Origin of the sequence: Propionivibrio sp., from assembly GCF_017995515.1 — a bacterium.
In the GTDB taxonomy this organism is placed as follows: domain Bacteria; phylum Pseudomonadota; class Gammaproteobacteria; order Burkholderiales; family Rhodocyclaceae; genus Propionivibrio.
The window spans coordinates 1-18,232 of the sequence record NZ_JAGOIT010000069.1; the positions used below are offsets into that span (position 1 = coordinate 1).

Consider the following 18,232-nt stretch of genomic DNA (forward strand, 5'->3'; position numbering starts at 1 on the left):
TTCTGCATAGGCAAGTAAGAGCGCCCTCGAGAAACCCCTCAGTTGTTCTTCGCCCCTTGCTCGACCCAAGCGCGCAGCTGGGCGATCTGATCCTTGTTTAGCGGTTCCTTGTGGTGCGGCATGCGGATCGACGGATCGACACGTCCTTCGACGAGCATGATCAGTGCGCTCGTCAATGCGTCACCGGGTTTCACGATCGCTCCGAAGCGCGTGCCTTTCATCAAATCCTCATAGCTCGACATGAGCAGGCCGCTCTTCTCGGCGCCGGCACCACCTGCTGCATGACATTCAAGGCAGTTCTTGACGAGGATCGGCTGGATATCGGCCTTGAAGCTGACCTCCTTCTCAGCGCAGGCGGAAAGCAGAAGCGCACAGACGGACAAAAGACTCGTTTGCAGGATGGCTGACTTCATCTGACGCTCCTTCTCAATTATCCGGCGACTCGCCGACGAACGCAAAACACGCTTCCATCATAGACCGCCATCGGCTCAAGACAATGATTCGAGCGAGTCCTCGGGCCGCTTCGTTGCGGCAGGGTATTACTTATCAGTTTTGTCTACATATAAAGACTATAAAGATAATCCTGGCAACAAGTCTGTTGATAACTTCTTGCTTAACTTTAAATACAGATAGTTATGGTCGACTTTTCCGCCTGAAAAAGTCGTGTACCGACCTGTGGATAAAATTGAACAACTTACGCGAAAACCTGCAACGTCGACTTGTTTACCGTCTGTCCACAGCTTATACGCGAGTCATTCACAGTAAACTGGCTGACCGAGACGTTTTTCTTCATTCCATCCTGCCTGGGCCTATCGTGACCGTCGAATTCAGCCAGATCGGCATCCTCGCCTTTGCTTCGCTTTTCGCCGGATTCATCGACTCGGTTGTCGGAGGCGGGGGATTAATCCAGATTCCGGCCATTTTCTCGGTTCTGCCCAAAGAGCTCCCGGCGACGCTGTTTGGCACGAACAAGATCGCCAGCGTCTTCGGTACGGCCAACGCAGCCTGGCGTTACAGCCAGCGCGTGGCGATGCCGTGGGGAACGACGCTGCCGGCGGCGGCCGCAGCGCTTGCCTGTTCATATCTCGGTGCGATGTGCGTGGCCTGGCTGCCGCGTGACCTGTTGCGGCCGATGATTCTCGTCATGCTCATCGGCGCCGCCGCCTACACCTTCTGGCGCAAGGACTTCGGCGCGCTGCACCGGCCGCAGCACGCGGGCAGGCGCGAGTTTGCGTATGCCTTGATCGTCGGCGGGGTGATCGGCTTCTATGACGGCTTCTTCGGACCGGGTACGGGCAGCTTCCTGATCTTCCTGTTCATCCGCTTCTTCGGCTTCGACTTTTTGCACGCGTCGGCGGCCGCCAAGATCGTAAATGTCGCGACCAATCTCGCGGCGATCGCGTACTTTGCGCCAAACGGCTATTACCTGCCGGTGCTGGCCGTCGTCATGGCCATCGGCAACATCGGCGGTTCGTTCCTCGGCACGCATCTCGCGCTGCGCCACGGCAGCGGGTTTGTACGCAAGGTCTTTCTGATCGTCGTCAGCGCGCTGATCGTCAAGTTTGCCTGGGACACCTTCTGAGCGATCAGATGACCAGCTTGTGCTGGGCGAGGTAGGTGAAGAGGATTTCCAGGCGCGATACCGGATCGTCGAGTTCCAACAGCTTCTGCTTGGCCAGCGCCTGCACCGGGACGATCTCGGTCAGGCGGTAGCCGACCCAGGCCGCGTCGTCGAATTCGTGCGGCTCGGGCATCTTTTCCGGCCCCAGATCGCTGGCGACCTTTCTCAGCAGCGGCAGCATGCCGAGCTGGGCTTCCGGAATCGTTCGGCCGGGGTGCTCGTCGAGCAATTCAACCTGCGCGCGCAGCAACCCGTCAGCTTGCGTCGTCTTTGACAGGATGCGGAAACGGCGTCCGCCGCGCACGGTGAGCATCAGGATGCCGAGTTGCGGCATGTCGCCGACGTCGATGTGCGCCAGCGTGCCGACGTCGTGCGGTATCGCCGGTTCGCCGACTTCCTTGCCGCGGGCGATCAGGCAGACGCCGAAGGGCGCATGGTTCTTCATGCACGCGGCGGCCATGTCGAGATAGCGCTGCTCGAACACCTTGAGCGACAGGACGCCGCCCGGGCAGAGCACGCCGCCGAGCGGAAAGAGCGGAATTTCGAGGCGTTCCTTTTCAGGTGTGGCCGGCGCCGACGGTGCGGCCTTGCGCAGGAAATCCAGCCAGCTCAAGACGCGCTCTCCGCCTGATCGCCCCAGCGTTGCATCAACGCATGCGGCACGGCGATCTGGTCGAGGATACGCGCGACGACGAAATCGACGAGATCGCTAACGTTCTGCGGGTGGTGATAGAAACCTGGATTCGGCGGCAGGATGACGGCGCCAGAGCGCGACAGGCGCAGCATGTTCTCCAGATGAATCGCCGAGAAGGGCGTTTCACGTGGAACGAGCACCAGCTTGCGCCCTTCCTTGAGCACGACGTCGGCCGCGCGCTCGATCAGGTTGCTGGCCAGGCCCTGCGCAATCGACGCCAGGGTGCCCATGGTGCAGGGACAGACGATCATCGCGTCGGGCGGATTCGAGCCGCTGGCGACCGGTGCGAACCATTCCTCGCGCCCATAGACGTCGAGTGATCCGGGCAGGGCGGCGAAGCGCTCGCGTAAAGACGTCTGCGCTTCCGACGCCCGCGCCGGCAGTTCGAGCGCCATCTCCTGACGAGCGACGACCTGCGCGACCTGCGAATAGAGCAGCTGCACGCGGCAGCCGGCGGCGAGCAGGCATTCGAGCAGGCGCACGCCGTAGGGCATGCCCGAGGCGCCGGTAAAGGCAAGACAGATGGTTCTAGACATTGGAGACCTCGGGTTCGGCGGCCGGCAGCTCGGCGAGCAGCCGCGCGGCGATCAGGCCGTTGATGATACCGAAGGCCAGCGCCGCCGCGGCAAATAGCGGCACGAGATAGAAAAGACCGTTATGCGGGATCAGCCACAGCCGCGCCAGCGCGAGCTGGCCGCCGATGTGCGCGAAGGCGGCGAGGGTGCTCCAGCTGACCGGCCCGAACCAGCGTTGCGGCAGCCGTTCGGCGAAACCAAGGACGCACAGGCTGGCGAGCGCCCCGCTCAGGCTCATGAAGAAGCCCGGCGAGAGAAACTGTCCGAGTACCAAGCCGCCGGCAAAGACGCGCAGAAGACTCACCCACGCCGCGGTGCCCCAGCCGTAGCGCGCGAGCACGATCAGCGTGACGATGTTGGCCAGTCCCGGTTTGACGCCGGGCAAGGGCAGCGGGATCGCCGCGTCGATTAGCGACAGGCCGATCGCCGCCGCAGTCAGCCGCGCGATGCGATGATCCTCGGGGGTGGTGACGATGGTGATGGTTTCCGGGGCAGGGCGAGTCATTGGGAGAAGACGCTCGATTGGCCTCGATCGGCACGTTTGCGGTATCGTTCGCGCCTCATCGAAACAAGCAGCAACCAATCAAGCAAACCACAAGGCACTTTCACATGAAGACGGAAGAAAACAGGATAGACGAAGGCTACCGCAACTCGGCAGCGATCAAGAAGCGCGACGCGTGCTGGCGACGGCTCGGCGTTGCCGCGCTGGCTCTCGTCAGCCTGGCTGCCGCAGCCGCGCCCGAAATGGCGAACAACTCGCTAGCCATGCCGCTCGTCCGTGTTCCCGCCGGTGAGTTCATGATGGGCAGCGACGAGTCGCCCGAATCGCTGGCCGCCGACTATCCGCAATACGACCACGAGCGATTCGAAAAGCTTAGCGACGAAGCGCCGGTCCACCGCGTGCGCATCACGCGCGACTTCTATTTTGGAAAGACCGAAGTGACGGTCGGCCAGTTCCGCCGCTTCGTCGAGGAGTCCGGTTACGTTCCCGAGTCGGTGCGCGACAGCACCGGCGGTTACGGCTACAACCGCAACTACGATCCGGCGAAGTCGGCGCGTGGCGACGCCTTCGAAGGGCGCGACCCGAAGTATTCGTGGCGCAACCCCGGCTTTGCGCAGACCGACGATCATCCGGTAACCAATGTTACCTGGAACGACGCGGTCGCCATGGCCAAGTGGCTGTCCGAGAAGGAGGGCGTGCGCTACCGCCTGCCGACCGAGGCGGAATGGGAATACGCCTGCCGCGCCGGAACGCAAACCCGTTATTCGAGCGGAAACGATCCGCGCTCGCTGTTCGTCGTCGCCAACGTCTTCGACGCCGATGCTGCCGTCAATTGGGAAAAGTGGAAGGGCTATGCGGTACCGCTGCACGACGGCTATGCATTCACTGCACCGGTCGCCAGCTTCGCGCCGAACGCCTTCGGTCTCTACGACATGCACGGCAACGTCTGGGAATGGACGTCGGACTGGCACGGCGAGGACTACTACGCCAAGTCACCGGTCGACGATCCGCAGGGGCCGGAATCGGGCCGGGTCCATGTGCGGCGCGGCGGTTCCTGGCACACCTGGCCGTTCTACGCCCGTTCGGCGTTCCGCAACTGGAATACGGCGCAAACGCGTTACACGCTGGTTGGCTTCCGCCTGGTACGCGAAGTCGAAGCCGGGAAATAGACGATGCAGCACGTCCTCGTCAGCACCTGCTTGCTTGGTTTGCCGGCGCGCTACAACGGCGATCAGGTCGCCTGCGAGCATCCGGTTCTGCGTGGCTGGCAGGCCGAGGGGCGCATCGTCGTCTTCTGTCCCGAGGTCGCCGGCGGCCTGCCGACGCCGCGCCCACCGGCCGAGGTGGCCGCGGGCAAGGGCGGTTGGCTGGTCCTCGCCGGCGAAGCGCGGGTCATCGACAAGACAGGTGAGGACGTCACCGAGCCCTTCGTACGCGGCGCGCGGCTGGCACAGGACCTGGCGCGCACCCGGCAGATCCGCATCGCCATCCTCAAGGAAGGCAGCCCCTCGTGCGGCAGCAGTTATTCCTACGACGGTAGTTTCAAGAGTGTCCGGTTGCCGCTACCGGGCGTGACGACGGCCGCACTCGAAGAAGCCGGTGTGCGCGTCTTCAGCGAGCACCAGCTCGACGCGGCGGCGGCATTCCTCGTAACGCTCGATCAGTAGCTCAACGAGTCGTAGGCGCCCTGGCTGCCGACGATCTGCACGCTGACCTGGTTGGGCGCGCAGATGGCGATCTCACCCGGCCGCTGCAGCCAGCCCTGACGCACGCAATACTGGCGCGGGCCGGGGTCGGAGACGACACGTATGCGGCGCTTTTCGACGGCGATGCGGGTCATGCCGAGCGGTCCGGGTACTTCGATCTCGCGGTTGCGCGAGAGATCAAGTTCGGCGAACACCTCGCCGCCACGTTTGACCACCGCCTTTTCGGCGACGCCGGCCTGCCAGGCGAGCGGGAAGGACACCACACAGAAGGCGAGGCCGAGCGCCGCGACCAGCCAGTCGCCCGGCCGGAAGAACGCCAGCCAATACATCACGCGGCGCCGGTAAGCGCCGGCGTCAGTTCGCGGTGGCGGACGAGTACGCGGGCCCGGTCGGCAAAATGCTGTGCCAGCCATTCGGCGATATAGACCGAGCGGTGCTGGCCGCCGGTACAGCCGATGCCGACGGTCAGGTAGCTGCGGTTGTCGCGGATGTACGCCGGCAGCCAGGTCTCGACGAAGCGCGCGATGTCATCGCGCATCTTCAGCACGTCCGGCTCGGCTTCGAGGAAGTCGATGACCGGCTGGTCGCGCCCGGTCAGCGGGCGCAAGTCCGGTTCGTAGTGTGGGTTGGGCAGGCAGCGCACGTCGAAGACGAGCTCGGCGTCGAGCGGCAGGCCGTGCTTGAAGCCGAAGGATTCGAAGGAGAGCGTCAGCGTTTGCGGCTCGTGACCGTCGCCGTTGGCTGTGATGAACTGGCGTATCCACTCGCGCAGCGCGTTGGGCTTCAAGTCGCTGGTGTCGATGTGATGGCCGAGTTCGGCGACGCGGGCGAGGCGGATGCGTTCCTCGGCGATGGCCTCGGACAGCGTGCGCTCGTCGCTGGCCAGCGGGTGCCGGCGTCGCGTTTCCGAGTAGCGCTTGCGCAGCGTCTCGGTCTTCGAGTCGAGAAAGAGGAACTGCACGTCGTGCTTTTGCGCACGCAGCGTGTCGAGCTGCTGCGGCAGCGTTTCAATACCGCCGCCGCCGCGGATGTCGATGGCGACGGCGATTTTCCTGTAGCCCTGCTGCCCGAGCTGATCGACGAGCGGCTGCAACAGTTGCGGCGGCAGATTGTCGACGCAGTAGTACGTGGCGTCCTCGAGCAGGTTGAGGGCGATCGATTTGCCGGACCCGGAAAGGCCGCTGATGATCAGGATGTGCATGGCTTGGAGCATAGCGGAACGGCGCTTCCACGGGCAAGCCGGGCTGGCGTAGACTAACAAGTCTGACTAACGGGTCTGCCTCGCAGCAGATGTCGCCATGAAGCTACTCGATATTCCCTTTCTCCCTGACTTGATCGCGATTCGTCGCGACATCCACGCGCATCCGGAACTCGCCTTTCACGAGACGCGCACGGCCGACATCGTTGCGCGCGAGCTTGCGTCCTACGGGCTGGAAGTGCATCGCGGGCTGGCGAAAACCGGCGTCGTCGGCACGCTGCGCAAGGGCACCGGGACGCGCGCGATCGGCCTGCGCGCCGATATGGACGCGCTGCCGGTCGAGGAGAAGAACGCCTTCGCGCATTGCTCGCGGCACGCCGGGAGGATGCACGCTTGCGGTCACGACGGGCACACGACGCTGCTGCTCGGCGCGGCGCGCTACATCGCGGAGAACAAGGACGCGCTCGACTTCGACGGCACCGTCCATTTCATCTTCCAGCCGGCCGAGGAGTCGGAAGCCGGAGCCGACGTGATGGTCAAGGACGGCCTGTTCGATCAGTTCCCGGTGGAAGCCGTCTATGGCCTGCACAACTGGCCGGGGATCGCGGTCGGCGAGATGTCGGTGATGCCGGGGCCGGTGATGGCCGGCACCTGCGCCTTCGAGATCAACATCGGTGGCCACGGCTGTCACGCTGCGATGCCGCACCAGGGCGTCGATACGCTGGTCGTCGCCAGCCACCTCGTGCTGGCGCTGCAGACGGTCGTCGCGCGCAGCCTGCACCCGTGCGAATCGGCGGTGGTCAGCGTGACGCAGATCCACGGCGGCGAAGCGCTCAACGTTATCCCCGACGATGCCGTCCTGCGCGGAACGATCCGCACCTTCAAGCCGGAGATCCAGGATCAGGTCGAAGCCGCGATCGAGCGCCTGTGCGCCGGTATCGCGGCGACCTTCGGCGCGACGATCAAGGCGATCTACGACCGGCGCTATCCGCCGACCGTGAATAGCGCGGCGGAGACCGAACTCTGCCGGCGGGCAGCGGGCGCCGTGTTCGGCGAAACCCAAGTGCGCCGCGACGACATTCCGTCGATGGCCGCCGAGGACTTCGCCTACATGCTGCAGGTCAAGCCCGGCTGCTACGTCTGGCTGGGCAATGGTCCGGGCACCGGCGGCTGCTCGCTGCACAACCCGCACTACGACTTCAACGACGAGATACTCCCGCTCGGCATCAGCTACTGGGTGAGGCTCGTCGAAACCGCATTGAAGCCCTGAAGGATGGCGCGCCGCGCCACTGGCTTCGTAACCTCAATCCGATCACCCTTTCCGGAGCATTCGCATGTCGCTGAATCCTGTCGTTTCCCTGCTCGGTCGCCGTCTTCGCCTCGCCGTCATCGGCGGCGGGCCGGGCTCGTTCATCGGCGCCATGCACCGTCAGGCAGCCGCGCTGGACAACCGGTACGAGCTCGTCGCCGCGGCGCTCTCGTCGAATCCGGAAAAGAGCCTGCGCGCCGGGCGCGAACTCGGCTTGCCGGCCGAACGCGTCTATGCCTCGGGTCTCGCGCTGATCGAAGGCGAGAAAGGTAAGGACGGCGGCGCCGACGTGGTCGCCATCATGACGCCCAACGACAGCCACTTCGAACTCGCCAGCGCCGCGCTCGCCGCCGGCTTCGACGTGATCTGCGACAAGCCGATGACCAACACCGTCGATGAGGCCGAGCGCCTGCACGCGGCGGTCGCGGCGAGTGGGCGCGTCTTCTGCCTGACGCACAACTACACGGGCTACCCGATGGTGCGGCAGGCGCGCGGCATGGTCGAAGCCGGCGAGCTGGGAACGATCCGGCTGGTGCAGGTCGAGTACGTGCAGGGCGGCAACGCGCAGGAGACCGATCCCTCGCCCGAGCAGAGCTGGCGGCACAACCCGGCCAAAGGCGGGCCGTCGCTGGTGATGGGCGACATCGGCAGCCATGCGCACAACCTGTTGCGTTTCATCACCGGGCTGGAGGTCGCCGAAGTTGCGGCCGAACTCGGCGCCATCGTGCCCGGCCGCATCGTGCACGACTACGCCGGCGCCTTGCTGCGCCTGTCGAACGGTGCGCGCGGCAGTTTCTGGGTGACGCAGGCGGCGGCCGGCGTCGAGAACTGTCTGCGCATCCGCGTCAGCGGCACCGGAGGCACGCTCGAGTGGGAGCAGGAAGTGCCGCAGATCCTCACCTTCAAACCGGCGACCGGGCCGGCGCAGTTGCGCACGCCGAACGGGCCGGGCACGCTGCCGCTGGCCGCGCGTTCGTCGCGCATCGTCAAGGGGCATCCGGAGGGCTTCCCCGAGGCTTTCGCCAACCTCTACTCCGACGCCGCCGAGGCGATCGCCGCACGCCGAGCCGGTCGTAAGCCCGACCCGCTGGCGCTTGCCTTCCCGAATTCGCACGACGGCCTGCTCGGTGTGCGCTTTGCGCTGGCCGTCGTGCAGTCGGGCGCCGCCAACGGCGCCTGGGTCAAGCTCGATGCGAAGGTTTGAGCGGCTGTAGCAGGGGCTACCCGATTTCACCTTCATGTTCATGGAATTATTACCTAAGTAATAGATCCGGAAGGGTAAATCGTGGTAAATGGCGCGCGTTTAAAGCTACTCAGGCGCGCGGTTCTGAATTACAGTGTCGAGTGTTCTTTGTTCAGGCGTCCTGATGGCGGTGTAGCCAGCCGTTGCGGGGCCAAGGTGTGCAAGAGAGGCTCGACAAGATGGAGAAGATGGAGACGATCCGCCGGCTTCTGGTGCTCGACAACTCGCGTGTCGTGCGTGCGACTCTGAGTAAGCACCTGAAGGACGATTTCGAGGTCATAGAAGAAGCCAGCGGCGAGTCGGCCTGGCAGACCTTGATGCTCGATTCGGGTATCTCGGCGGTGATCTCCGGCGTGCATCCCTTGAAGCTCGACGCGCACGACCTTCTCGCCCGCCTGCGCGCGAGCTCGATTCGCCGCTTGCGCGACATCCCGTTCATCCTGGTCGTCTCCGACCTCGACAACAAGGTCGAGCGCGACGCCGACCGGGCGAGCGGTGTCGCCGGGTTCATTACCAAGACGATGAACAAAGCGGCGATGCTCGCGGCGCTTGATGGCTTTTTTCATCCGCACGGCGAGCGGGAGCCGGCGCGCGAAAGCAAGGTGTCGCCGCCCGCCGAAGCCGCAATGGCGCCGCTGGCGCCGGAGTTGCTGCTCGAACGCGCAGCACCCGACGAAGCGGGAAAACCGCAGTCGCGCGATCGCTTCAATTCGGTGCTGACCACGCTTCCCCTCGCCGACCCGCTCGGCGAGCCGGTGTGCATCGTCGTTTTCCGGATTGACAACCACGCGGCGCTGATCGAGCAGTTCGGCGAGGAAATCGCGGTGATGATCGACGCCCGCTTCGCCAAGCTGTTGATGTCGAAGATCGGCCCGCGCGATCAGATTGGCCACTGTTTCGGCGATCGCCTCGCCATCGTTTCACACGACGTCGATCTCAAGCAGGGCGAGCGTTTCGGCAAGCAGGTCTGCCGCAGTCTGGCCTCGGGCCAGATCACGATTCGTGGCCAGAAGGTCAAACTGACGGCCAGCGTCGGCGTCGCCAGTACGTCCGACGACAAGGCATCGAGCGGCATGGAGCTGTTTACGCTTGCCGATCAGCGCCTGAACCAGGCATTCGTCTGCGGCGGCAATACGGTCGCCATCGAGTACAAGGCCGACTGTCCGATGCACTGTCGCGACAAGCAGACGGCCAGGTTGGTCGAAGCGCTGGTCAAGCAGCAGGAAGCCGTCATCCGCGTGAATGTCGGCTCTTTCGGCCTGAAGATCCTGCCCGTTCTGCGCGCCCTGAACCAGGAACTGGCGCTTGGACTCTCGCTGAGCGAGATCGAGCAGCAGCTGAAGCAACGCGCCCGCAGCGAAGGTGTGACGGTCTGATCGATCAGCGCTGTTCCGGCGAGTCGGGATCGGCCGGGCTGTTGGAAGACAACGGCGGCAGCGCGAGATGCACTTCCGCCGTCGCGATGCCCTGATCGTTGACCGGCCACGGCGGACGGCCGCAGCCGATGCAGTAGCCGGTATCGGGGTCGTTCATGCAGATGCCTACGCAGGGGTAATCGGCTTCGCGGTAAGTCATCGCGCGCTGCCTCCCGCTTCATCGCGCCGGCGTTGTGCAGCGGCGACGATTTCCCGTTTCTCGCCGTTTGACGCGCGACTCCACGCGGCAATTTCGTCGAGCGTACGGAAACAGCCACGGCAGCAAGCGCTGTCCTGGTCGAGCTGGCAGACGTTGATGCACGGCGAGGGCACGTAATCGTATTTTTTCTGAAACATCGGCGGATCGGGGAAGTTGCGCTTGCCGGTGTGACCGCGCTCAGACGATCCAGTTCGGTTTGCGCTTTTCGAGGAAAGCGCTCAGCCCTTCGTGTCCTTCCGGCGTCGAACGGACGATCGCTGCGCGTTGCGTCGTTTCCTCGACCGTGGCGTCGTCGATCGGCTGGCCGGCGACGATGCGCAGCAGCGCCTTGCACTCGGCCTGCGCGTTCGGGCCATTCTTCAGGAGGCTGTCGATGATCTCGCCGATTGCTTCGTCGAGCTCCTCCTCGCCGGGCACGATCTCATGCACGAGGCCGATGCGATAGGCTTCGGCGGCGGAAAAGCGCTCGGCGGAAAGCAGGTAGCGCCGGCACTGACGTTCGCCGATGGCGGCCATCAGGTAGGGCGCGACGACGGCGGGCAGGATGCCGAGCTTGACCTCGGTCAGCGCGAACTGGGCGTCGTAGGTTGCCAGCGCGATGTCGCAGGCGGCGATCAGCCCGACGCCGCCGCCGAACGCCGGCCCATGCACGCGGGCGATCGTTGGCTTCGACAGTTCGTTGAGCGTGCGCATCAGGCGCGCGAAGGCGTGCGCGTCCTGTAGGTTCTCCTGCGGGTTGTTGGTGATGGCGCGCTTCATCCAGTTGAGGTCGGCGCCGGCACAGAAGCTCTTGCCGGCCGACGACAGGACGATCACACGCACGGTCGGATCGGCGTCGAGCGAGAGGAGCGCGTGCGTGAGCTCGTCGATCAGCTGCTGGTCAAAGGCGTTGTGCCGCTCTTCCTTGTTCAGCGTGACAATGCCGACGGAATCGTCGACCTCGGTCACGATCGATTGGTACGGTGGGTACATGGACGGTCTCCGCCAGGCGTGGTGATGCGTGTTCTGGATTGGAGGTCGAAGTTTATAGCTTCCTGCACATATATCAATCAACGGACGGCGCACCTTGCGTTACCCTGCGTTGCATCGGCAAAGGAGATCCTCGATGACACACGCTAACGGCGTTGCCGGCGCGGACTATGCGGGCGGCGGCATCTTCAACCTGATGCAGAGTATCGCGCAGGCCTGCGGCGCACCGGCGAGCGATTTTGCGCAATGTGCCACGCTGCCGGCCGAGCGCCTCGCCGCAAAGCGCCATCTCGTGTTCTTCGTGATCGACGGACTCGGTCTGCCGGCGCTCGCCGCGCTGCCGGAGTCGTCCAGCTTGCGCCGGCATCGGATCGGCTCGCTCAGCTCGGTCTTTCCCTCGACGACGGCGAGCGCGATCACGACCTTCATGACCGGTCTGCCCCCGTCACAACACGCGCTCACCGGCTGGCACGTGCAGCTCGATGAAATCGACGAAATGCTCGCCATCCTGCCGATGACGGTGCGCGGACGAAGACAATCGCCGAACGAGGCCGCTGCCGATGCTGTTGCCGACTTGCCGCCGCGCCTCTTCCCGTACCGCACCGTGTTCCAGCAGATGACGCGCGACAGCTTCATCATCTCGCCGCAGCATATCGCCGGCTCGTCGTTCAACGCCTGGCACGCGCGTGGCGCGACGACGTGCGCCTATGCCACCTTGCCGGACCTGTTCGCGCAGCTTGGCAGCTTACTCAGCGAGGCTGCCGCGCCGCGCTACATCTACGCCTACTTTCCCGATCTCGATTCGGCCGCGCACCGTTTCGGCTGCGCGAGCGAGCAGGCGCTGGCGGTGCTGTCGGCGCTGGACAAAGCGTTCGATCAGTTCCTCGCCGATGCGGCGGGTGCCGATGCCAGCGTGATCGTCACCGCCGACCACGGTTTCATCGACGCGCCGTGCGAACGCGTGATCTGTCTCGACGATCACCCGCGGCTGGCCGGCTGGCTGGCGCATCCGCTGAGCGGCGAACGCCGGGCGGCTTACTGTCACGTCCAGCCGGCGCACCGGGGCGAGTTTGCCGACTACGTGCGGGTGAATCTGGCGCACGCCGTCGAGTTGCATGCCAGCGCGGATCTGATCGACGCCGGTTGGTTCGGCCCGCCACCGTATTCTCTGCGGCTTGCCGGGCGGGTCGGCGACTACACGCTGGTGATGAAGGACGACTGGACGATCACCGACTGGCTGCCCGGCGAGAAGCGCTACCCGCTGATCGGCGTGCATGGCGGTGTCAGCGCCGAGGAAATGCGCGTGCCCTTGATCGAGATCCGCGTGTGAGTGGTGGCGCCGCGCTGGCATACAATCGCCTGACAACCGGGCACACACGATCGAAAGGAGACTCCCGTGGCCACCGATGAAGCCAAACGCGCGCACACCGACCGGATGATTGCCGAGACGCTGCGCAACCGCCAGACGCGCGAACAGGGTTACCGCGAGCAGGCGCTGAAGATCTACCCGTGGATCTGCGGCCGCTGCACGCGCGAGTTCACGCGCGAGAACCTGCAGCAGCTGACCGTACATCACCGCGATCACAACCACGACAACAATCCCAAGGATGGCAGCAACTGGGAGTTGCTCTGCCTTTACTGCCACGACAACGAACATTCGCGCGAGCTCGAAGCAGACGCCGCGCGCCAGGCCGGGCACGGCGCGGGCGGGAAGAGCGGTACGGCACGCGCGACCGCGCAGCCGTTCGCCAATCTCAAGGACCTGCTCAAGCGCGGTTAGCGCCGGCAGTTCCACCAACGCGATGCAAATTGACACTGCTTTGAGCAGGGTCTATCTTCTGCCGACTGATCAGTCGGCAGAAGATGAATGAAGCAGGCCTACCTCCAACTCCCCCAGGAAAAGCGCGATCTCATCCTCGCCGCGGCCTGCGCTGAATTCGGCGCGCATGACTTCGACGCCGCGTCGCTCGACCGCATCGTCAGCGCAGCCGGCATCTCCAAGGGCGGGCTGTACGAGTACATCGCCTCGAAAGAGGAGCTCTACCTCTACTGCATGGAGCGCACGTGGTCGGCGCTCTACGCCTTCATCCGCGACCGCCTCGCCCGCGCCAACGAGCCGTTGCCCGACGACATCCTCGAACGCTTCATGACCGTCTCGCGCATCGCGATCGACTGGTATCTGCAGAACCCCGATTTGCTCGGCCTGCTGGTACGCATCGCCCGCCTGCCGCGTGCCGCGCTGGCCGAGAAGGCACAGGAAGTCTTTGAAGCGCATTTCTCGGAAGTCTTCGCCGGACTCGACGCGTCACGCCTGGGCTACCCGGTGGCGCAACTCGTCGATCTCATCAAGTGGCTCTTGGCCAAGACGCGCAAGGATCTGCTGCTCGCCATCGAAGGCGGAAGCACGCCCGAAGCGCTGCGCGCGGCTTACCTCGAAGAGTGGGCGTTCTTCTGCTCGGTACTGGCCGGAGGCATCTATCGTCCGCCGCCAGCGGCCTGAATCTTTTTTTCTTACGACCGACTCGCGAGTCGGCTACTTCAAGGGAGAGTGTCATGCTGGGTTTGGGAGATTGGGGGGTCAGTCTGGCGTTCCTGTTGACGCTGGCGTCGGCCGCCTTGTGCGCGGCCTACGGTTTCATCAACTGGAACAAACCGAAGCCGGACGAAGAAATCCGGGAAATCGCCGAAGAGGAAGCCTGGGAAAAGAAGGAGCCGCAATGAACGCGACCGTTACCGTCACGACGCTGCTCTACCTCGCCGTCACCGCCGGGCTCGGCTACCTCGGCTTCAAACAGACGACGAACGCCAAGGATTACCTGTTGGCCGGGCGGAAGGTGCACCCGGTGATCATGGCCATCTCTTACGGCTCGACCTTCATTTCGACGGCGGCGATCGTCGGTTTTGGCGGGGCTGCGGCGGTTTTTGGGCTGGGCATCCTGTGGCTGACCGTGCTCAACATCTTCCTCGGCATCTTCATCGCCTTCGTCGTTTTCGGCAAACGCACGCGGGCGATGGGGCACAAGCTCGACGCGCATACCTTCCCCGAATTCATCGGCCGGCGCTACGAGTCGAAGTTCCTCCAGGTCGCCTCGGCAGCGCTGATCTTCATCGGCATGCCGCTCTACGCGGGGGCGGTGATGCTCGGCGGCGTCAGCTTCCTGACCGTCGCGCTCGGCTTGTCGCAAAACATGGCGCTGCTGACGATCGTCGTCATCGTCGGTCTCTACGTGATGATGGGCGGCATGAAGGGCGTGCTGTACACCGACGCCTTCCAGGGCGGCATCATGGTGCTCGGCATGATCATCCTGCTCTGGTTCGCCTACAGCGGCTTGGGTGGCGTCGTGTCGGCGCACGAACAGCTGACGGCGCTGGCCGACAAGGTGCCGGCGGCGCTCGCCGCCAAGGGGCACCGCGGCTGGACGGCGATGCCGGAGCTGATGTCGCCGCTGTGGTGGACGTTGATCTCGACCGTCGTACTCGGCGTCGGCATCGGCGTGCTGGCGCAGCCACAGCTCGTCGTGCGCTTCATGACGGTGAAGAGCGACCGCGAGCTGAACCGCGGCGTCGTCATTGGCGGCGTGTTCATCATGCTGATGACCGGCGTTGCCTTCATCGTCGGCGCACTGTCGAACGTCTATTTCTTCAACGCGGCAGGCAAGATCGCGATCGCCGCGGCCGGCGCGCCGGATAACGTGATTCCGCTGTTCATCAAAGAGAACATGCCCGAGTGGTATACCGCCGTGTTCATGATCACGCTGCTGGCGGCGGCGATGTCGACGATGAGCTCGCAGTTTCACACCATGGGCTCGGCGATCGGCCACGACATCATGGAGAAGGGCATGGGCCTCAAGGCCGAGCGGCCGGTGCGCGTGATCCGCCTGGCGATGCTCGCGGCGATCGTGATCACCACGGCGACAGCCTACTACCTGCCGAGCTTCTTCAAGGACGGCGCGACGATCATCGTGAACGGTACCTCGCTCTTCTTCGGCCTGTGCGCCGGCAGCTTCCTCGCCATCTACGCGCTCGGCCTGTTCTGGACGGGGGTGACGCGTGCCGGCGCGCACGCCGGCTTCTTCAGCGGCCTTGCGGTCAGCGTCGTGGTGCTCTTCTTCGTCTTCGAGAAGGTCTCCAAGCCGCTCGGCCTGTGCGAAGCGTTGTTCGGCGTTCCATCGCTCGGTGCCGGAACGCCGTTCAAGGACGTCGATCCGCTGGTCTTTGCCGTGCCGATCTCTCTTGTGCTGACGGTGATCGTCAGCGCACTCACCGCAAAACCGAGCGCCGCGCATATTGCTGCCTGCTTTCCGGACGACAGAAAATAGCGCCTGTCACATCGTCGTGGTCGTGCCGTTCGTGCAAAAACGGCGCGACCAGGACCAGATACCGGGTTTATACTCGGCTCCCATTGCCTGAAACCAATCTTGATTGACGGTTTATGTTCTGGGAAAAAGAACTCGAAGAAATCGAGCGCAAGAATCTGGCGGCGCTCCAGGTCAAGCGTCTGAACAACACCTTGCGGCAGGCGGTCACCGCGCCCCACTATCGCAAGCAGGCCGTGTTCAGTCGAGCGGCGGCGAACGGTCTGAAGTCGATCGACGCGATCCGCGAGCTGCCCTTCACCACCAAGGAGGACCTGCGTAGCGATTATCCGTGGGGCTTTCTCGCCGCCGACAAGCGCGATGTCGTCCGCCTGCACAGTTCGAGCGGCACGACCGGCAACCCGACGGTGATCTATCACAACCGGCACGACCTCGCGAGCTGGGCGAACCTGATGGCGCGCTCGCTGTTCGCCGCCGGCGTGCGCGACACCGACGTCTTCCAGAACATCTGCGGCTACGGCCTGTTCACCGGCGGGCTGGGCTTCCAGTACGGCGTCGAGAAGCTCGGTTGCCTGAGCATCCCCGCCGGCGCCGGCAACAGCCTGCGTCAGATCAAGCTGATGCGCGACTTCGGCACGACCGTCGCGCACGCGATCCCGAGCTATCTCGGGCGTCTGCACGACGTGTTCAGGGAAGAAGGCCTCGATCCGCGCCAGGACACGCAGCTGCACACGCTGGTGATCGGCGCCGAGCCGCATACCGACGAGCACCGGCGGCGCATCGAGGAGATGTTCGGCGTCAAGGCGTACAACTCCTTCGGCCTCTCCGAGATGAACGGCCCCGGCGTCGCCTTCGAATGCACCGAGCAGAACGGCCTGCACGTCTGGGAGGACGCCTACGTCGTCGAGATCATCAACCCGCTGACGCTGGAGCCGGTCGCCGACGGTGAGGTCGGCGAGCTGGTGATGACGACGCTCGACCGGCAGGCGATGCCGATCATCCGCTACCGTACGCGCGACCTGACGCGCTTTCTGCCCGGCGCATGCAAATGCGGCCGCACGCACCGGCGCATCGACCGCATCTCCGGCCGCTCGGACGACATGTTCATCGTCAAGGGCTGCAACGTCTTCCCGATGCAGGTCGAAGGCATCCTGATGCGCCTGCCTGAAGTCGGCGACGACTACCGCATCCGGCTCGAGACGATCGACGACCAGGACGAGATGATCGTCGAGGTCGAGGTGAAGAAGGAGTGGTTCAGGGGCGACCTGGCTTTCCTCGACCGCCTGCAGAAGCACATCACCCGTCTGATTCGCGACGAAGTCCTGGTGCGCCCGCTGGTCAAGCTCGTCGAACCCGGCTCGATCCCGAAAGCGGAAGGCAAGGCCGTGCGCGTCATCGACACGCGCCAACAGTAAGGGCAAGGACATGAGCTACCAGGTTTCCATCTTCCTCGAAAACAAGCTGGGCCACCTCGAACGCGTAACGGCAGTGTTGAGCGCGGCGCAAATCAACATCCGCTCGATCCACATCAATCACACCGCGAACGGCTGGGGCATTCTCAACCTCGTCGTATCCGACCCGGAGCGCGCGCAGAAACTGCTCGACGCAGCCGGGATGACCGCCGCGCTGCGCGAGATCGCCGTCGTGCAGATGGTCGACCGGCCGGGCGGGCTCGACGAACTGCTCAAGGACGTCGTGCGCGCCGGTGTGAACTTCGCCAACGCCTACGGCCGCACGGCGAGCGACGGTAACAGCGCCTTCTTCGTCATCGATATCCAGGACATTTCGGGCGCGCGCCAGAAACTCGCCGACGTCGGGCTGCAGATCCTCGCCGACGAAGCCGTCTACAGCGGTTAGAGGCGTGCCGTCACGATGTCGATCGACTACGCAACTGACATCGACGCGCGTATGATTTTCCATCTGTGTTTGCAGTATGGCGGGGTGGCAGCATGCGGAGGCTGGAAAAAGCGCAAAACGACAGGCGAGACTTCAGCCTGAACCGGTGGTCGGCGACGTTTCGCCGGCCCGAGCGCGAGCGCGCGTATCTGCGCCAGTTCCTGCCGCAAACACAGACGCAGCTGCGCGTTGCCCTGATCGTCTGCGCCGTCTTCTACGTTGCTTTTGGCCTGAGCGACGTCGCCGTGCTCGGATTCAGCGACAAGACGCTGCTACTGTTCATGGCGCGCCTGCTGGTCGCCGTCGCCACGGCACTCGGCGTGTTTGCGCTCTTCCGCCTGCCGCAGTCGATTCGCGCACCGAGCATCGTCGCCACCGCCGTCGAGGTCGTCGGCATGAGCGCTTTCATGCCGGTGGTGCTCTACCGGCCGCACGAGATTCCCTGGCACGCGATGTCGATGAGCATCATGCTCGTCGTCGTGCACCTCTTCATCCCCAATTCCTTCGTCAATGCGACGGCCGTGTCGATCGCGACGACGCTGGTCTTCAGCCTGCTCGCCATCCATGT

At 64.3% G+C, this 18,232-nt stretch carries 23 protein-coding genes; 14 read left to right on the top strand and 9 right to left on the bottom strand.

From position 1 onward, the window contains the following. Window positions 1-38: 38 nt before the first annotated feature. Entirely contained in the window at window positions 39-413 is a 375-nt protein-coding gene (locus KBA32_RS11775; RefSeq protein WP_294359142.1) for a c-type cytochrome domain-containing protein, read from the bottom strand. A gap of 113 nt (window positions 414-526) precedes the next feature. Between KBA32_RS11775 and KBA32_RS11780 the strand changes: the two genes are divergently transcribed. Beyond that, window positions 527-1,582, top strand: coding sequence for a sulfite exporter TauE/SafE family protein (locus KBA32_RS11780; RefSeq protein WP_367113781.1), 1,056 nt, complete (start codon window positions 527-529; stop codon window positions 1,580-1,582). A gap of 4 nt (window positions 1,583-1,586) precedes the next feature. Here KBA32_RS11780 and KBA32_RS11785 read toward each other — a convergent pair whose 3' ends face one another. From KBA32_RS11785 to KBA32_RS11795, 3 genes are read right to left on the bottom strand one after another with little or no spacing between them, the layout of a single operon-like run. Beyond that, window positions 1,587-2,234 carry an LON peptidase substrate-binding domain-containing protein gene (locus KBA32_RS11785; protein WP_294359144.1) on the bottom strand — a complete coding sequence of 216 codons (648 nt, stop codon included), beginning with the start codon at window positions 2,232-2,234 and terminating at the stop codon, window positions 1,587-1,589. Beyond that, a complete protein-coding gene (locus KBA32_RS11790; RefSeq protein WP_294359146.1) occupies window positions 2,231-2,851 on the bottom strand; it encodes a flavin prenyltransferase UbiX in 621 nt (206 codons plus the stop codon). Before KBA32_RS11790 ends, KBA32_RS11785 begins: the two co-directional genes overlap by 4 nt. Further along, window positions 2,844-3,395 (bottom strand): Gx transporter family protein, encoded by a 552-nt coding sequence (locus KBA32_RS11795; protein ID WP_294359148.1) that lies wholly within the window; start codon window positions 3,393-3,395, stop codon window positions 2,844-2,846. Before KBA32_RS11795 ends, KBA32_RS11790 begins: the two co-directional genes overlap by 8 nt. Before the next feature lie 104 nt (window positions 3,396-3,499). On the opposite strand from KBA32_RS11795, the gene KBA32_RS11800 reads away from it, so the two are divergent. Both KBA32_RS11800 and KBA32_RS11805 read left to right on the top strand, forming a co-directional pair. After that, entirely contained in the window at window positions 3,500-4,561 is a 1,062-nt protein-coding gene (locus KBA32_RS11800) for a formylglycine-generating enzyme family protein (RefSeq protein ID WP_294359149.1), read from the top strand. 3 nt (window positions 4,562-4,564) lie between these two features. Next, a complete protein-coding gene (locus KBA32_RS11805; RefSeq protein ID WP_294359151.1) occupies window positions 4,565-5,059 on the top strand; it encodes a DUF523 domain-containing protein in 495 nt (164 codons plus the stop codon). Here the strand turns inward: KBA32_RS11805 and KBA32_RS11810 are convergent. Further along, complete coding sequence (locus tag KBA32_RS11810; protein WP_294359153.1) at window positions 5,053-5,427, bottom strand: NusG domain II-containing protein; 375 nt, start codon at window positions 5,425-5,427, stop codon at window positions 5,053-5,055. The two genes, KBA32_RS11805 and KBA32_RS11810, sit on opposite strands and share 7 nt — an antisense overlap. Further along, entirely contained in the window at window positions 5,427-6,299 is an 873-nt protein-coding gene (gene rapZ / locus KBA32_RS11815) for an RNase adapter RapZ (protein WP_294359180.1), read from the bottom strand. Before rapZ ends, KBA32_RS11810 begins: the two co-directional genes overlap by 1 nt. A gap of 97 nt (window positions 6,300-6,396) precedes the next feature. On the opposite strand from rapZ, the gene KBA32_RS11820 reads away from it, so the two are divergent. From KBA32_RS11820 to KBA32_RS11830, 3 genes are all read left to right on the top strand, one after another. Continuing rightward, window positions 6,397-7,566 carry a M20 aminoacylase family protein gene (locus KBA32_RS11820; protein WP_294359154.1) on the top strand — a complete coding sequence of 390 codons (1,170 nt, stop codon included), beginning with the start codon at window positions 6,397-6,399 and terminating at the stop codon, window positions 7,564-7,566. A gap of 64 nt (window positions 7,567-7,630) precedes the next feature. Beyond that, on the top strand, window positions 7,631-8,809 hold the full coding sequence (locus KBA32_RS11825; RefSeq protein ID WP_294359156.1) for a Gfo/Idh/MocA family oxidoreductase: 1,179 nt from the start codon (window positions 7,631-7,633) through the stop codon (window positions 8,807-8,809). Between the two features lie 197 nt (window positions 8,810-9,006). Continuing rightward, window positions 9,007-10,224: a diguanylate cyclase gene (locus KBA32_RS11830; protein ID WP_294359158.1), complete on the top strand. Its 1,218-nt coding sequence runs from the start codon at window positions 9,007-9,009 to the stop codon at window positions 10,222-10,224. Between the two features lie 4 nt (window positions 10,225-10,228). Here KBA32_RS11830 and KBA32_RS11835 read toward each other — a convergent pair whose 3' ends face one another. Genes KBA32_RS11835 through KBA32_RS11845 form a run of 3 tightly spaced genes read right to left on the bottom strand, consistent with a single transcriptional unit; the run spans window position 10,229 to window position 11,455 of the window. After that, entirely contained in the window at window positions 10,229-10,423 is a 195-nt protein-coding gene (locus tag KBA32_RS11835) for a DUF1289 domain-containing protein (RefSeq protein WP_294359160.1), read from the bottom strand. Then, window positions 10,420-10,620 carry a DUF1289 domain-containing protein gene (locus KBA32_RS11840; RefSeq protein WP_294359162.1) on the bottom strand — a complete coding sequence of 67 codons (201 nt, stop codon included), beginning with the start codon at window positions 10,618-10,620 and terminating at the stop codon, window positions 10,420-10,422. The genes KBA32_RS11835 and KBA32_RS11840 overlap by 4 nt, the downstream gene beginning before the upstream one ends. 40 nt (window positions 10,621-10,660) lie before the next feature. Beyond that, window positions 10,661-11,455 carry an enoyl-CoA hydratase/isomerase family protein gene (locus KBA32_RS11845; RefSeq protein ID WP_294359163.1) on the bottom strand — a complete coding sequence of 265 codons (795 nt, stop codon included), beginning with the start codon at window positions 11,453-11,455 and terminating at the stop codon, window positions 10,661-10,663. Window positions 11,456-11,588: 133 nt separating this feature from the next. Here KBA32_RS11845 and KBA32_RS11850 point away from each other — a divergent pair, with 133 nt between their 5' ends. From KBA32_RS11850 to KBA32_RS11885, 8 genes are all read left to right on the top strand, one after another. After that, complete coding sequence (locus tag KBA32_RS11850) at window positions 11,589-12,782, top strand: alkaline phosphatase family protein (RefSeq protein ID WP_294359165.1); 1,194 nt, start codon at window positions 11,589-11,591, stop codon at window positions 12,780-12,782. A gap of 105 nt (window positions 12,783-12,887) precedes the next feature. After that, window positions 12,888-13,232: a YajD family HNH nuclease gene (locus tag KBA32_RS11855; RefSeq protein ID WP_294359182.1), complete on the top strand. Its 345-nt coding sequence runs from the start codon at window positions 12,888-12,890 to the stop codon at window positions 13,230-13,232. Between the two features lie 87 nt (window positions 13,233-13,319). Continuing rightward, on the top strand, window positions 13,320-13,952 hold the full coding sequence (locus tag KBA32_RS11860; protein ID WP_294359167.1) for a TetR/AcrR family transcriptional regulator: 633 nt from the start codon (window positions 13,320-13,322) through the stop codon (window positions 13,950-13,952). A gap of 53 nt (window positions 13,953-14,005) precedes the next feature. After that, window positions 14,006-14,173 (top strand): symporter small accessory protein, encoded by a 168-nt coding sequence (locus KBA32_RS11865; protein WP_294359168.1) that lies wholly within the window; start codon window positions 14,006-14,008, stop codon window positions 14,171-14,173. Beyond that, on the top strand, window positions 14,170-15,771 hold the full coding sequence (locus KBA32_RS11870; RefSeq protein ID WP_294359170.1) for a sodium:solute symporter: 1,602 nt from the start codon (window positions 14,170-14,172) through the stop codon (window positions 15,769-15,771). Before KBA32_RS11865 ends, KBA32_RS11870 begins: the two co-directional genes overlap by 4 nt. 113 nt (window positions 15,772-15,884) lie before the next feature. After that, on the top strand, window positions 15,885-17,183 hold the full coding sequence (locus KBA32_RS11875) for a phenylacetate--CoA ligase family protein (protein WP_294359172.1): 1,299 nt from the start codon (window positions 15,885-15,887) through the stop codon (window positions 17,181-17,183). Between the two features lie 10 nt (window positions 17,184-17,193). Then, the gene (locus KBA32_RS11880) at window positions 17,194-17,625 is read left to right on the top strand and encodes an ACT domain-containing protein (RefSeq protein ID WP_294359174.1); all 432 of its coding nucleotides are present in this window, start codon (window positions 17,194-17,196) and stop codon (window positions 17,623-17,625) included. A 92-nt stretch (window positions 17,626-17,717) separates the two neighbouring features. Next, the coding region (locus KBA32_RS11885; protein ID WP_294359176.1) for a hypothetical protein at window positions 17,718-18,232 on the top strand (515 nt) is incomplete at its 3' end.

Coding starts and splice junctions, on each gene's coding strand:
- KBA32_RS11775 (WP_294359142.1), bottom strand. CDS start 413: ATGAAGTCAGCCATCCTGCAAACGAGTCTTTTGTCCGTCTGTGCGCTT.
- KBA32_RS11790 (WP_294359146.1), bottom strand. CDS start 2,851: ATGTCTAGAACCATCTGTCTTGCCTTTACCGGCGCCTCGGGCATGCCC.
- KBA32_RS11795 (WP_294359148.1), bottom strand. CDS start 3,395: ATGACTCGCCCTGCCCCGGAAACCATCACCATCGTCACCACCCCCGAG.
- KBA32_RS11800 (WP_294359149.1), top strand. CDS start 3,500: ATGAAGACGGAAGAAAACAGGATAGACGAAGGCTACCGCAACTCGGCA.
- KBA32_RS11805 (WP_294359151.1), top strand. CDS start 4,565: ATGCAGCACGTCCTCGTCAGCACCTGCTTGCTTGGTTTGCCGGCGCGC.
- KBA32_RS11810 (WP_294359153.1), bottom strand. CDS start 5,427: ATGTATTGGCTGGCGTTCTTCCGGCCGGGCGACTGGCTGGTCGCGGCG.
- rapZ (WP_294359180.1), bottom strand. CDS start 6,299: ATGCACATCCTGATCATCAGCGGCCTTTCCGGGTCCGGCAAATCGATC.
- KBA32_RS11820 (WP_294359154.1), top strand. CDS start 6,397: ATGAAGCTACTCGATATTCCCTTTCTCCCTGACTTGATCGCGATTCGT.
- KBA32_RS11825 (WP_294359156.1), top strand. CDS start 7,631: ATGTCGCTGAATCCTGTCGTTTCCCTGCTCGGTCGCCGTCTTCGCCTC.
- KBA32_RS11835 (WP_294359160.1), bottom strand. CDS start 10,423: ATGACTTACCGCGAAGCCGATTACCCCTGCGTAGGCATCTGCATGAAC.
- KBA32_RS11840 (WP_294359162.1), bottom strand. CDS start 10,620: ATGTTTCAGAAAAAATACGATTACGTGCCCTCGCCGTGCATCAACGTC.
- KBA32_RS11845 (WP_294359163.1), bottom strand. CDS start 11,455: ATGTACCCACCGTACCAATCGATCGTGACCGAGGTCGACGATTCCGTC.
- KBA32_RS11850 (WP_294359165.1), top strand. CDS start 11,589: ATGACACACGCTAACGGCGTTGCCGGCGCGGACTATGCGGGCGGCGGC.
- KBA32_RS11855 (WP_294359182.1), top strand. CDS start 12,888: ATGATTGCCGAGACGCTGCGCAACCGCCAGACGCGCGAACAGGGTTAC.
- KBA32_RS11860 (WP_294359167.1), top strand. CDS start 13,320: ATGAAGCAGGCCTACCTCCAACTCCCCCAGGAAAAGCGCGATCTCATC.
- KBA32_RS11865 (WP_294359168.1), top strand. CDS start 14,006: ATGCTGGGTTTGGGAGATTGGGGGGTCAGTCTGGCGTTCCTGTTGACG.
- KBA32_RS11870 (WP_294359170.1), top strand. CDS start 14,170: ATGAACGCGACCGTTACCGTCACGACGCTGCTCTACCTCGCCGTCACC.
- KBA32_RS11875 (WP_294359172.1), top strand. CDS start 15,885: ATGTTCTGGGAAAAAGAACTCGAAGAAATCGAGCGCAAGAATCTGGCG.
- KBA32_RS11880 (WP_294359174.1), top strand. CDS start 17,194: ATGAGCTACCAGGTTTCCATCTTCCTCGAAAACAAGCTGGGCCACCTC.